12 protein-coding genes are annotated in these 13322 nt (G+C 71.0%); 4 read left to right on the plus strand and 8 right to left on the minus strand.

Annotation, left to right across the window (positions count from 1 at the left end):
• Positions 1-22: 22 nt before the first annotated feature.
• The 6 genes from ACTWPW_RS49615 to ACTWPW_RS49640 form a co-directional block, all read right to left on the minus strand.
• Positions 23-724: an ABC transporter ATP-binding protein gene (locus ACTWPW_RS49615; protein WP_375114248.1), complete on the minus strand. Its 702-nt coding sequence runs from the start codon at positions 722-724 to the stop codon at positions 23-25.
• On the minus strand, positions 721-2526 hold the full coding sequence (locus tag ACTWPW_RS49620; RefSeq protein ID WP_375114247.1) for a branched-chain amino acid ABC transporter ATP-binding protein/permease: 1806 nt from the start codon (positions 2524-2526) through the stop codon (positions 721-723). The genes ACTWPW_RS49615 and ACTWPW_RS49620 overlap by 4 nt, the downstream gene beginning before the upstream one ends.
• Positions 2523-3392, minus strand: a complete 870-nt coding sequence (locus ACTWPW_RS49625) for a branched-chain amino acid ABC transporter permease (RefSeq protein ID WP_375114246.1) — start codon at positions 3390-3392, stop codon at positions 2523-2525. The genes ACTWPW_RS49620 and ACTWPW_RS49625 overlap by 4 nt, the downstream gene beginning before the upstream one ends.
• A 1-nt stretch (position 3393) precedes the next feature.
• Complete coding sequence (locus ACTWPW_RS49630) at positions 3394-4536, minus strand: ABC transporter substrate-binding protein (protein WP_375114245.1); 1143 nt, start codon at positions 4534-4536, stop codon at positions 3394-3396.
• Positions 4537-4644: 108 nt separating this feature from the next.
• On the minus strand, positions 4645-6360 hold the full coding sequence (locus ACTWPW_RS49635) for a thiamine pyrophosphate-binding protein (RefSeq protein WP_443172945.1): 1716 nt from the start codon (positions 6358-6360) through the stop codon (positions 4645-4647).
• Positions 6357-7805 (minus strand): aldehyde dehydrogenase family protein, encoded by a 1449-nt coding sequence (locus ACTWPW_RS49640; RefSeq protein WP_443172946.1) that lies wholly within the window; start codon positions 7803-7805, stop codon positions 6357-6359. Before ACTWPW_RS49640 ends, ACTWPW_RS49635 begins: the two co-directional genes overlap by 4 nt.
• Before the next feature lie 250 nt (positions 7806-8055).
• On the opposite strand from ACTWPW_RS49640, the gene ACTWPW_RS49645 reads away from it, so the two are divergent.
• From ACTWPW_RS49645 to ACTWPW_RS49660, 4 genes are all read left to right on the plus strand, one after another.
• Positions 8056-8787 (plus strand): IclR family transcriptional regulator, encoded by a 732-nt coding sequence (locus tag ACTWPW_RS49645; RefSeq protein WP_375114242.1) that lies wholly within the window; start codon positions 8056-8058, stop codon positions 8785-8787.
• A 15-nt stretch (positions 8788-8802) separates the two neighbouring features.
• On the plus strand, positions 8803-9960 hold the full coding sequence (locus ACTWPW_RS49650) for a CaiB/BaiF CoA transferase family protein (RefSeq protein ID WP_375114241.1): 1158 nt from the start codon (positions 8803-8805) through the stop codon (positions 9958-9960).
• The gene (locus ACTWPW_RS49655) at positions 9957-10739 is read left to right on the plus strand and encodes a citryl-CoA lyase (protein WP_443172947.1); all 783 of its coding nucleotides are present in this window, start codon (positions 9957-9959) and stop codon (positions 10737-10739) included. Before ACTWPW_RS49650 ends, ACTWPW_RS49655 begins: the two co-directional genes overlap by 4 nt.
• A gap of 214 nt (positions 10740-10953) precedes the next feature.
• Complete coding sequence (locus ACTWPW_RS49660; protein WP_443172948.1) at positions 10954-11895, plus strand: ThuA domain-containing protein; 942 nt, start codon at positions 10954-10956, stop codon at positions 11893-11895.
• A gap of 628 nt (positions 11896-12523) precedes the next feature.
• On the opposite strand, the gene ACTWPW_RS49665 is transcribed toward ACTWPW_RS49660, so the two are convergent.
• Positions 12524-12679 (minus strand): hypothetical protein, encoded by a 156-nt coding sequence (locus tag ACTWPW_RS49665; RefSeq protein ID WP_443172949.1) that lies wholly within the window; start codon positions 12677-12679, stop codon positions 12524-12526.
• Positions 12680-12797: 118 nt separating this feature from the next.
• Positions 12798-13307: a DinB family protein gene (locus tag ACTWPW_RS49670; RefSeq protein WP_443172950.1), complete on the minus strand. Its 510-nt coding sequence runs from the start codon at positions 13305-13307 to the stop codon at positions 12798-12800.
• Positions 13308-13322 lie beyond the last annotated feature (15 nt).

Below are 13322 nucleotides of genomic sequence, written 5' to 3' on the forward strand. Positions count from 1 at the left end.
GCACGCGGCCAGGAGCGCGCGGTCACAGGCCGAGATAGATCCGCCTGACCTGGGGGTCGTTGCTCAGCTCGGCCGAGGTGCCGCTCGCGGCGATCTCGCCGTTCTCCATGACCAGGCAGGTGGTGGTGACGTCGAAGGTGAGCTTGGCGTTCTGCTCGACGAGCAGGATGGACAGACCGGCGGCGTTGAGCTTCTTGAGCACGCCGGCGATGTCCGCCACGAGCTTCGGCGACAGCCCCATCGAGGGCTCGTCCAGCAGCATCACCTTGGGCCGGCACATCATGGCCCGGCCGACGGCCAGCATCTGCTGCTGGCCGCCGGACAGCGCGCCGGCCAGCCGGCCCCGCATCTCGCCCAGCACGGGGAACAACTCGTACACGTCGTCGATCGGGGTGCGTTTCCAGCTGCCGGCGTACGCGCCGAGCAGCAGGTTCTTCTCCACGGTGAGCCCGGGGAAGACGTGCCTGCCCTCCGGCACGTAGCCGATGCCGTGCCGGACCAAGGTGTGCGCGGGCGCGCGCAGCAGGTTGTGCTCGCCGAAGCGGATGGTCCTGGCCTGCCGCGGCGCCAGGCCCATGACCGCCTTGAGGGTGGAGGTCTTGCCCGCCCCGTTGGCGCCGATGATGCCCAGCGACTGGCCGGGTTCGACGGTGAAGGAGACGTCGTGGGCGGCACGGACGCCGCCGTAGTGAACCGACAGTCCTTCCACGGTCAGCGTGGTCATCGGGTTGCCTCCTCGACGGCGGCCTCGGCGGTCTCCTCGGTCGGTGCGGACATCGAGTCACCGAGATAGGCGGCGACCACGTCCGGGTGCACGGCGACCTCGGCCGGCTGTCCATCGGCGATCACCTTGCCGCTGGACAACACGGTGACCTGGTCGCACAGGGACATGACCAGGCCCATGTTGTGCTCGATGATGATCACGGTGACGCCCGAGTCCCTGATGGACCGGACGATGTCGGCGAGCTGGCGCACCTCTTCGCCGTTGAGCCCGGCGGCGGGTTCGTCGAGCAGCAGCAGGGTGGGGGACATGGCCATGGCGCGGGCCAGCTCGATGCGGCGCTGGATGCCGTACGGCAGCGAGCGCGGCTCGGCGTCGGAGACCTCGGCGAGCCCGAAGCGCTCGATCAGCTCCTCGGCCCGCCGCCGCAGCGCCTGCTCGTACCCCAGGACCTTCCACGGCAGGCTCGGGTAGCGCCAGATCCACGAGGTGCGGGTGCGGTCCAGCCCCAGCAGGAGGTTCTCGCGCACGCTGAGGTCCTCGAACAGGCGCAGGTTCTGGAAGGTACGCGCGACGCGGCGCTGGGACAGCTGGTACGGCGCCATCCCGGTCACGTCGTGCCCGCGCAGCACCACCGATCCCTGGCTGGGCCGGTAGAACCCGCTTACCACGTTGAACAGCGTCGTCTTGCCCGAGCCGTTGGGCCCGACGATGCCCCGGATCTGGCCCGTGGGAACGGTGAGGGACACGGCGTCGAGCGCGACCAGCCCCTTGAACCGCATCGTCACCTCCCGGATCTCCAGCGCGTCCTCCTCGGTGGCCGGAGAGGTGGCCTCGTAGGGCTGGAACGGGCCGAGCTGGGCCCGCGAGCCGCCGCCGCGCCCACGCAGGAGGGAGCGGATCTGCCCCGGCAGGCCCGCCAGCCCCTTGGGCGCGAACACCACCACGAGCACGACCACCAGGCCGTAGCCGAGCTGGGCGAAGCCGGAGGCGTCCAGCAGCGCCTCCCGGACCAGGGACAGCGCGACCGCGCCGACGACGCAGCCCAGGATGCTGCTGCGGCCGCCGATGATCACCATGGCGAGCAGCAGGAACATGTTCGCGATGTTGAACGACTCGGGGGCCACGAAGCGGATGAGCCCGGCATACAGGATGCCGGCCAGGCCGCCGTACAGGCCGGACAGCACGAACGCGGTCATCCGCAGCAGCGGGATCTCCGCGCCGAGAGCGCCCGCGGCCAGGTCGTCGTCGCGCATCGCGCGCAGCCGGCGGCCCAGCGGTGAGCGGGTGACCAGCAGCGCGAAGGCCAGGGCGACGGCGAAGACGATCAGCTCGACGTAGTAGAACAGGTAACCGCTGGACAGGTCGAGGCCGAACATCGACGGCACCGGGATGTCGCTGATGCCCTCGGCGCGGCCGGCGACGTGGGCGTTGGTGACCCAGTTCGTGAAGGCGAGCGCCAGGCCGAGGGTGACGATGCCGAGATAGTGCGACTGCATGCGCAGCGCGGGGATGCCCACCAGCACGCCGAACACCACGGCGGCCAGCAGCGCCAGCGCGGACGCCGTCCAGAAGCCGAACCCCGCCTTCGTGGTGAGGATGGCGACCGCGTAGGCGCCGACCCCGAAGAAGGCGACCTGGGCCAGGTTGATCTGCCCGGCCACGCCCATGGTCAGGCCGAGCCCGATGGCCAGGATCGCGAAGATGATCGCGACGTCGGCGACGTGGATGGCGTAACCGCCCAGGCCGTACGGCAGCAGCCAGGCCGCGACGGCCAGCGGCACCAGCCATAGGAGACGTTTCATGCGCGGTTCACCGTTGCCTCTCCGAAGATGCCGGTGGGGCGGATCATGACGATGACGGCGAAGACGAGGAAGGTGACCAGCTCGGAGTACTCCTGGAAGTTGCCCGCGGCGAAGGAGTCGAGCAGCCCGAAGGCCAGGCCACCGACGATGGCGCCGGGCATGCTGCCGAACCCGCCGAGCATGGCCGCCGCGAAGCCCTTGATGCCCAGGGTGCCGCCCATCGTGGGATTGACGTACAGCATGGGGCCGATCAGGCTGCCGGCCAGTGCCGCGAGTCCGGCGCCGATGGCGAAGGCCATGGCGTTGCTGCGGCCCACGTGGATGCCGACCGCGGTGGCGGCCTGGTGGTCCATCGCGACCGCCTGCATGGCGGCGCCGCGCTTGGTGCGCTGCAGGAACAGCGCCAGCAGACCGGTGGCCGCCGCCGCGATGGCGATGACCAGCAGGCTGTAGGTGGGGATGCGGATGCCCGCCACGTCGATCGGCCCGGTCGCCACCGGAGAGGGCACCGCGTGACCGGTGGCGCCCCAGACGAGCACCGCACCGGCCTCCAGCACCGCGCCGAAGCCGATCGTGCCGATCAGCATCAGCGTGAAGTCCTTGTTCTCCAGCGGGCGCAGGAAGCGCTCGATGACCAGGCCGATCAGTGCCGTGACCGCGATGGCCACGATGATCGCCACGGCGAAGGGCAGCTTGCTGGCCATGTAGAAGGTGGAGGCGGCGTACGCGCCGATCATGACGACGCTGCCGTGGGCGAAGTTGACCAGGCCCATGGTGCGGTAGACGATCGAGAAGCCCATCGCCACCAGCGCGTACACCGCCCCGAACGTGACCCCGCCGATCAGGGTCTGGAGGAAGACCTGCACGTCAGCTCGCGGCCTCGGGCACGACCTTGCCGTCCTTTACCAGGCCGATCTTGGTCTCGTGGATGCCGACCCCGTTGGCGTCGTAGTTGTAGTTCCCCAGCAGCCCGGCCCGCTTGACGCCGCGGATGGCGTCGGCCAGCTTCTGCCCGCCCTCGCCGTTGGTCTGCTTGAGCGCCTCGATCAGGATCGACGCGCCGTCGTAGGCCTTGGCCACGTGCATGCGGGCGTCCTCGTTGTAGGCGGCCTTGTACTTGGCGGCGAACGTCTTGATCTCCTCGGTGGCCTCGTTGCTCAGGTAGGGGGAGCTGACCACGGTGCCCTCGGCGTTCTTCAGCCCGGCCGTGGTGGCGTACACGTCGGTGCCCACGGGGGCGCCGCCGGCGAAGACCGCCTTGATGCCGAGCTCGCGCGCCTGCTTGGCGATCAGCCCGGACTGGACCTCCTCGGCGCCGATGAACAGCACCTCCGGGTCCTGCTCGCGGATCTTGGCCAGGTTGGAGTTGAAGTCCTTCTGGTCGGGGGTGACGACCTCGTCGGCGGACGGGGTGACGTTCCTGGTCTTGAGCGAGGCCAGGAAGGCGTCGTGCTCGCCGGATCCGTACGCGCCGTTGTTGCTGATCAGCGCGATCTTCTTCATGCCCTTGTCGTCCACGAGGTACTTGGCCAGCGTCTCGTCGAAGGTGACGCTGGTCGGCGCGTTGAGGAACAGGAACGGGCTCTTCAGCTCGGCTAGCTTCGGCGACTGTCCCGAGGTGATGTTCGGGATCTTGGCGTCCTTCAGGATGGGCGCCATCGCCAGCGTGACCGCGCTCTCGGCGGTGCCCAGCATCGCGATGTAGCCCTCGGCCGCGATCTTCCTGGCCACGTTGGTGCCCACCGTGGGGTCGCCCTGGCTGTCGAACAGGTCGAGCTTGATCTGCCGCCCGTTGACGCCGCCGGCCTTGTTGGCCTCCTCGATGGCGAGCTTGACGCCCTTGTGCTCCCACTGGCCGAGCGAGCTGAGCTGGCCGCTCTGCGCGTTGACGTTCGCGATCTTGATGGGGCCGGTGGCGTTCGCCTCGGTGCTTCCGGTCTGGCCGGGAGGGGCACAGGCGGCGAGGGCTATCAGGGCCGCAGCTGCGATGGAGAATCTCGTGAAATGCACGGTTCACCTCGTAGGGGGGTGGGTGAGAATTAATTCACGGACTAGTACGTTCGTTATAACGTCAGGATGCGACTCAGGGAATCTCGAACTTACAACGGTTTCGGCGGGTCAGTCGGTGAAGAGGCCCTGGTAAATGTCCTTGATATTCCAATGGCCCGGCGTCGGTACCGGCTCGTTCACCATCGGCACATCGAGCACGGCGGGCCGCCGGTTCGCGATGACCTCGCGCAGCGCCGTGCCGAGGTCGGCGGGCGTGGCGACGGTACGGCCGTCGGCCCCGCAGGCCCGGGCGAGCGCCGCGAAGTCGGGGCTGTACGGCAGGCCGGCCGGGTCGGTGAAGTCGCAGCCGTGGCTGCGGCCGTAATGCGCCGACTGCAGGTCCGAGATCGTGCCGTGGGAGCGGTTGTTCATCACCACGAACACGACGGGCGCGCCCTGCTCGACCGCCATGGGCAGCGCGGGAAGCTGCGCGCTCATGCCCCCGTCACCGATGAGCGCGACCACGGTCCGGCCCGGCTCGGCGAGCTGCACGCCGATCGCGGCGGCCGGGCCGAAGCCCATGGTGGAGGCGCCTCCCGGGGTGATGAAGCGGCCCTCGGCGGGCAGCTCGTAGCACTGGGCGACGCCGTTCTTGTTCCAGCCCACGTCGGTCACCAGGATCGCGTCCGGCGGCAGCGCGTCCCGCAGGTCCTTCAGGATGCGTTCGGGCCGCAGCGGGAAGTCCTCGCTCCGGCCGCGCTCCCGGCTGGCCGCGAACAGCTCCGATCGAGCCTCCAGTATCTGCTTGCGCAGCTCGGGCCGGGTGCGTGGCGCGTGTGCCGCGGCCGCGCCGGCGATCGCCTTGACCGCGAGCCGGACGTCGGCCACGGCGCCGATCTCCGCCGGGTAGTTGCGGCCGATCTCGGCCGGGTCGATGTCGATCTGGATGAGCGTGCTGCCGGAGAAGTCCCAGGTGAAGCGGGAGTCCCAGGAGCTGGCGTCGGTCTCGGCGAACCGGGTCGCGAGCGCCAGCACCACATCCGCCTCGCGGGCGTAGGTGTTGGTGAGGTCCAGGCCCCAGAACCCGGGCATCCCGAGGACCAGCGGGTGGGCGTCCGGAACCGTGCCCTTGGCCATGAGCGAGTGGGCGATGGGGATGTCGAGGTGCTCGGCCAGCCCGATCAGCGCCTCGGTCTCCTCGCGCAGCCCGCCGCCGACGTAGATCAGCGGCTGCTCGGCGGCGGCCAGCCGGGCCGCGATCTGCTCGGCGGTGGCCTCCGGCAGGCCGGGCAGGGCCGCCCGGCTGTTCGGCGGGTACGGCGCGGCGGGCCGGGAGAAGACGTCCATCGGCACGTTCACCAGCACGGCGCCGGGACGGCCCGAGGTGGCCGTCCAGAAGGCGCGCTCGACGAACCGGCCGAGGTCCTGGGCCCGGTGCACGTTCCAGGCCCGCTTGACGAACGGCCGGAAGACGCTCGCCTGGTCGGCGTCGGCGTGCAGGTTGATCTCCTGGTGCGGATGCCGGCCGTGGTAGTAGGAGGGGATGTCGCCGGAGATCACCACCATCGGCACCGAGTCCAGGGCGGCCGTCATGACGCCGGTCGCGGCGTTGGTCAGGCCGGGGCCCACGTGCACGAGCAGCACGCCGGGCCTGCCGGAGGCGCGGGCGTAGCCGTCGGCGGCGTGCGCGGCGGCCTGCTCGTGGCGGGCGATGACGAAGCGGATGCGGCTGTCGGCCAGCGCGTCCAGGACGGCGATGTTGGTGTGCCCGCAGGTGCCGAAGACGTACTCGACGCCGAGCTCCTCGAGCTGGGCGACGAGGGCGTGGGCGGCCGTGTTGGTCACTGGTCTCCCCAGATGGTCAGGCCCTTGAGCAGCAGGGTCTTGGTCACGGTGAAGTCCTCGATCATCCAGCGGGGCGACTCGCGGCCGATGCCGGAGTCCTTCACCCCGCCGAACGGGACATGGTCGAGGCGGAAGTTGGACGAGCCGTTCACGACCAGGCCGCCGACCTCCAGCTCGCGCCAGGCCGTCACGATGCGGCGCACGTCGTGGGTGAACAGCCCGGCCTGCAGCCCGTACGTGCTGCGGTTGCACTCCGCCAGGACCTCGTCGAAATCGTCGTAGGGGAGCACGGCGACCAGCGCGCCGAACACCTCCTCGCGCACGACCCGGGCCTCGGCGGGCGGGGCGGCGACGACGGTCGGCGCCATCACCGCGCCCTCGCGCGTGCCGCCGATCGTCACCCGGGCGCCCTGACCGGCCGCCTCGGCGGTCCAGCGGACCACCCGCTCGGCCGCGTCGTCGTCCACCATCGAGCCGACGTCGGTGCCCGGATCCAGCGGGTCGCCGACGACCAGGGCCTTCACCTCCGCGGTCAGCGCTTCGGCGAACTCCTCGAACCGGGCGCGCTGGACGTACACCCGCTGGACCGAGATGCAGCTCTGCCCGGAGTTGCTGTAGCCGGTGCGGGCGCACACCCGCGCGGCGGCCGGTACGTCGGCGTCCTCGCAGACGATGGTCGCGGCGTTCCCGCCGAGTTCGAGCATCACCCGTTTCGGACCGGCGGCGTGGGCGACGGCGTGACCGGCCGCGACACCGCCGGTGAAGCTGATCACGGCGATCTCCGGCGCGGCGCACAACCGCGCGCCCACGTCACCGCCCCCGTGCAGGACCTGTACCGCCTCCACCGGCATCCCGGCCTCGAGCAGCAGCTCCACCAGCGCCGTGGAGGCCGCGGGCTCCTGCGGCGGCGGCTTGACGATCGTGGTGTTGCCGGCCGCGAAGGACGCGGCGAGCTTGTGCGCCAGCAGGTTCGCGGGCGCGTTGAACGGCGTGATCGCCAGCACCGGCCCCGCCGGGGCCCGCTGCGTGAGCGCGGTGTTGCCCACCCCGCGGGCCCAGCCCGCCACCGGCAGCACCTCGCCGCCGATCATCCTCGCCTCGGCGGCGGCGACGGACAGGGTGTCCGCCACCCGCAGGATCTCGCCACGCCCGTCCTTGAGCGGTTTGCCCAGCTCCAGCGCCAGCAGGCCGGCCAGCCGGTCGCTCTGCGCCGTGGCCGCGGCGGCGGCACGTTCCAGGATGTCAGCCCGGGTGGCGGGCGCCAGCCGGGCGACCTGCCGGGCCGACCGCCGGGCGTAGGCCAGGGCCGCGGTGATGTCGCCGGGCTGGGCGGTCCGTGCCCGGCTGACGGTTTCCCGCAGGTAAGGGCCCGTGCGGTCGGCGTGCTCGCCGCCGGTCAGCCATTCTCCGGCGACTAAGCAACCGGCTTCGTGGATGGTGCTCATGGTCGATGACTCCCATTGATCCGCGCAGCGGTTCTTAGATTCCGCACTGTGGATTGCCTCACGGTATGAGGACGGCGAACGTTCTGGCAAGAGGGCCGTGCAATCCGCTTGATGGAGCATATGGACCGCCAAGCGGACTGGGTGTTAGCGTACGGACCACATGAGAGGGTGAGCAGCAGGTTCACCTTCGACTCACTAGTGAGGATCCGTGCCTTCGAACATTCCTGCAGCGTCGGGGGAGAGCGGGGGTGTGCGCAGCGTCCAGCGCGCGTTCGACATTCTCTCGCTGCTCACCGAGGACCGGCGGACGTTGACGATCCGGGAGGTCGTCGACGAGACGGGGCTGGCCAAGACCACGGCGCTGCGCCTGCTGCAGACCCTGGAGCACATGGGCCTGCTGTGGGCCACGCCCAAGGGCTACGCGGCCGGTCCGGCCCTGTGGCGCTGGGCGCACCTGGCCCGTTCGGCGTGGGAGCTGCCGCCCGAGACCGTCCAGCTCATGCGCGAACTCGGCACCCGGCACCGCGAGACCGTCAACCTCTACGTCCTGCGCGACGTGCACCGCATCTGCATCGCCCAGCAGGAGAGCCCGCAGCCGCTGCGCCACGTGGTGCGGGTCGGCGACGAGCTGCCCCTGTGGGCGGGAGCCTCCTCCAAGGTCCTGCTGAAGGACGCGCCGGAGCGGCTGCTCCTGCGGGTGGCCCGCTCGTCTCCCCATGGTGCGGCACACGTGGCCACGTTGCGGGACTGGATCGACGAGGCGGCGCGCGACGGGTTCGCCGTCAGCCACGGCGAACGCGAGCCCGGCCTGTCCGCGGTCGCCGTCCCGGTCACGGGCGGCTCGCGGACGACCGTGGCGGCGCTGACGCTCAGCGGTCCCACGGTCCGCTTCACCGACGACCGTGTCGAACAATTCGCCGCGGATCTGCGCGAGGCCGCCAAGCGCATGTCGGAGCGCGGGTTCGACCATCCGCTGACTTGACTCTATGGAGCGTGAATGCAGCAGTTGCCACTGGACGGCGTCAAGGTCGTGGACCTGACCAACGTTCTGGCCGGGCCGTACTGCAGTTACCAGCTGATGCTGTTCGGCGCGGAGGTGGTCAAGGTGGAGCTGCCCGGCGCCGGGGATCTCGCCCGGCGGCTCGGCCCCGACCCGGAGCTCAACCGGGAGCAGATGGGTGCCTCCTTCCTCGCCCAGAACGCCGGCAAGAAGTCGGTCGAGCTGGATCTGAAGAGCCCGGCGGGGCGGGCCGCCTTCGAGTCGATGGTCGCCGGGGCCGACGTCCTGCTGGAGAATTACCGGGCCGGGGTGCTGGCCAGGCTCGGCTACGGGTGGGAGCGCCTGCGGGAGCTCAACCCCGGCCTGGTCTACTGCGCGATCTCCGGCTTCGGCCAGAGCGGCCCGATGAGCGGGGCGCCCGCCTACGACCAGATCATCCAGGGGTTGTCCGGCATGATGAGCGTCACCGGCACCCCTGACACGGCCCCGTTGCGGGTGGGGTTCCCCATCTGCGACACGGTGGGCGGGCTGATGGCCGCCCTGGCGGTCTCCGCCGCGCTGGCCGGGCGGCACCGTACCGGCCGTGGCTGCTTCCTGGATCTGTCGATGCTGGAGGCGTCGATCTCCGCCATGGGCTGGACGGTGTCGAACTACCTGATCAGCGGGGTGGAGCCGGAACCGATGGGCGACCAGAACGCCACCGCCGCCCCCTCCGGCACCTTCGAGACCGCCGACGGGCCCCTGAACATCGCCGCCAACCAGCAGGCCCAGTTCGAGACCCTGTGCCGGCTCACCGGGCGGCCCGACCTGGCCACCGACCCCCGCTTCGCCGAGCGGGAGGCGCGCAAGACCAATCGGCAGGCCCTCAACCAGGAGCTCAACCAGGCGCTGCGGGCCAAGACCGCGCTGGAGTGGGAGGACATCCTCTCCCGCGAAGGCGTCCCCGCCGCCCGCATCCTGACCGTGCCGCAGGCGCTCGAGCTCGACCAGGTACGTCATCGCGGCTTCCTCACGGAGGTCCCCTTCGCGGGCACGGGCGAGCGGCAGGTCACCCTCACCGGGAACGGCGTGGTCGTCGACGGCGTCGCCCTGCGCCCGCGCGGGTCCGCCCCGCTGCTCGGCGAGCACAACGACGAGTTCGAGGCCGTGTCATGAGCGAGCGGGCCAAGGACGCCGTCCCCGGGCCGGGCGGCGGCGCCGAGGCGGCGGCGGACTGGTGGGCGACCGCGGTCTCGCGGATCGAGCCCGACGTCATCGAGCTGCGCGGGCAGCCGGTCCAGGAGCTCATCGGGCGGATCGGCTTCGCCGAGATGATCTGGCTCATGCTCCGCGGCGACCGGCCGGATCCCCGCCAGGCGGCGCTGCTGGAGGCGGCGCTGGTCTCGTCGGTCGACCACGGGCCGCACGCCCCGTCCATCGCCGTCGCCCGGATGGCCGCCACCTGCGGGGTGGGGCTCAACAATGCCGTCGCCACGGGGGTCAACCTGCTCGGCGACGTGCACGGCGGGGCGGGGGAGCAGTGCGTCCGGCTGCTGGAGGAGGTGGTCGCGGACGGGGACGCGGCCGCCGTGGTCGCCCGCCGGCGGGCGCGTGACAAGTACCTGCCCGGGTTCGGGCATCGCTTCCACACGCGCGATCCGCGCCGGGACCCGCTGCTGGGCCTGGCGTCCGAGGCCGTCGCGGCCGGAGTGGTGCCGGGCGCGCACCTGCGCGCCGCGATCGAGGTGGAGCGGCTGATCGCGCCGGTGCCGATGAACATCGACGGGGCGACCGCGGTGATCTACGCCGAACTGGGCTTCCCCGCGCCCCTGGCGCGCGGCCTCTTCGTGCTCAGCAGATCGGTCGGGATCCTGGCCCACGCCTGGGAGGAGACCGGGCAGGGGCGGCGCAACAAGGGGCCGATCCCGCCGTCCATCCTGCCGACCTGGCTCTGAGCATCCGCGAAAGGGGCTCCGCGGCGGCGGAGCCCCCCTTTCGCGCGCCGCTTCTGCGGTCCGCCTAATGGACCACCAGATCCATAAAACGGATGAACCTTAAGTCCGATCCGGGAGTGAAGGCAAGAGCTTGTTCCCGCGAAGATCCGTGGTTACGCTCAAACCCCTGAGTGGACCATTCGATCCGCCAGACGGATCGCTACGCGAGGTGCCCATGCGCAGCAAGCTCTCCATCGCCACCGCCACCGCGGCGGCGGCCATCCTGCTCACCGCCACCGCTCCCAGCTCGGCCGCCTCCCCGGAGGGGGCGCAGAACCTCGGTGATCCCGACTACGGGGTCTGTCGCGGCACCGACCCCCGCTGCTACCACGACTGGGGCAACTTCGACCCCGCCAAGGGCTTCAAGCTGCTCGTCTACAGCCGCACCGCCGGTCCCCGCCACGCGCACCTCGGCACCCCGCTCGCGCCCGGCCTGAACCCGCCGCTCAACGACAACAACGTCGCCGTCAAGGCGGTGATCAAGCTGGGCCAGGAGAACGGCTTCGCGGTCGACTACACCGAGGACGTCACCCAGCTCTCCTCGGCCGGGCGGCTGCTGCCGTACAACGCGGTGATGTTCCTCAGCACCACCCGCGACACCCTCGACGACGCCGCCCAGACCGCGCTGCGCCAGTACATCCGCGCCGGCGGCGGCTTCGTCGGCGTGCACAACGCCTTCGGCACCGAGTACAACTGGCCCTGGTACGAGGGCCTGCTCGGCAACGCCAACTTCTACGACCACAGCGCCAACCAGCCCGGCACCGTCGTCACCGTCAACCGCCGCGACGTCTCCACCCAGGGACTGCCCCGGACCTGGAGCTTCTCCGACGAGTGGTACAACCTCGTGCCCGCCCCGACCCGCGTCCGCGTGCTGGCCGAGGTGGACGAGTCGACCCTGGCCCGCGGCGTACGCGGCAACCTCGGCCACCCCGGGCACGGCGACGACCATCCGGTGAGCTGGTGCCAGTACTACGACGGCGGCAAGGCGTGGCTCACCACCCTCGGCCACGACGTCAAGGCCTGGACCGACGAGCCCATGGACGGCGACCAGTACTTCACCCAGCACCTGCTGGGCGGCGTCAAGTCCGTGCTCGGCATGGCGCCGTTCTGCCGCTGAGGTCAGGAGGCGGGGGCCGCGCCGAACGCCGGGACCCGGCCGCGGCCCGCGCCGGCCCGCTACCTTCCCGGCGGCGCGCCGCCGATGCCCCCCCGACCCACGTCGTGAACTCCAACCGGCCGTTCGCGACGAGCAGGTCCTCCGGCGGCAGCAGCGCCTTCAGGTACAAACCACGGGTTGGCCAATGGCATCCAAGCGGCTTGTCGACGGCGCGAGCGGCATCGCATAACCAGCTGTTGTGCGGCCGGCCGATTATCGGCGCATCGCCGCGCGCTGGTGCGGAGCCACGCCAGGAAGATCTCCGGCGAGCAGGGCTCGCCGCGTGCTGGGATGGCAACCGCCGGCGGTGCCGACCCGTGGTGCTGCCCTGAATGCGGTTCCCTGTGGGAGCCGCTCCCGGTGGCACCCGCTCCGCGCACGCCGGCACGGATCCACCTCACCCGTAGGTTTCACCGTCGCGGGTGCCGTACTCCTGAGCGCGCCGGCCATAAGCGTCACGGCGTTCACTGTCGTGTGCGAGGTCGGAGGGCTGGCGCTCGTCGCGCTGCTGAGCTGGGCCCTCATCAGCACGTGGAACGACTGATGGCGGTGCGCGAAGGCTCCACCAGGGCGTGAGACACGAGATCGGCTACGGGTCGCTCGGCTCCTCGTCCGCGTCCCCGGCGGGTGTCACGGGCGGTTCGGCGGAGGGCGGAGGCGTCTCGCTGACGATCCGGTCCCTGTTCTTGAGGTACTCGGCGTCGTCCTGCCAGTGGATCCTGGGTCGTCTGGGTGCAGCGGGCATGCCAGCCACCGTAACCGGGCGATCTTCAAGAGCACGTAACGTGAGCCCCCGCTCTCGGTCCTGCGGGATCCGGGGCGGGGGCGCTCACGTGCATGGCGTGGCCCGGCGCCCCGGCTTGTCAGCGCCCGGTGGATCCGTCGATCCGCTCCCGCAGGATGTCGGCGTGGCCGGCGTGCCGGCCGGTCTCTTCGATCATGTGCACCAGGACCCATCGCATCGACGGTGCCGGCCCCGGGCGCGCGGACCGGGGGGCGGGCAGGGACAGATCCGGGCAGGCGTCGATGACCCGGTTCGCCCGCTCGACGGTCTCGCGGTAGTCGGCGAGCAGGCTGTCGACGGTGTCCTGCGCGGACGGCCGCATGGTCGCGCGCCAGTCGCCGACGTCCTCGCCGAGGAAGTAGAAGCGTTCGACGAACGCCAGATGCCTGAGCAGCCCGAGCAGGTTGGTGCCCGAGGGCACCCCGCCCGTCCGGACCTGCGGTTCCGGCACGCCGGTGACCTTGTCGGCGATCGCGTCCCGCAGGTGATCGAGGAAACCCCGCAGGGTGGCCTTCTCGTCGGCGCCGGTCCGCGGGGGTGTGGTGTCCTTCGCCCGCGTCCCGGGTCGCTGCGCGCGGATTCCTGGCATCGAGTGGCTCCGTTC

Origin of the sequence: Nonomuraea sp. KM90 (genome assembly GCF_052246675.1) — a bacterium.
Classification (GTDB): Bacteria; Actinomycetota; Actinomycetes; order Streptosporangiales; family Streptosporangiaceae; genus Nonomuraea.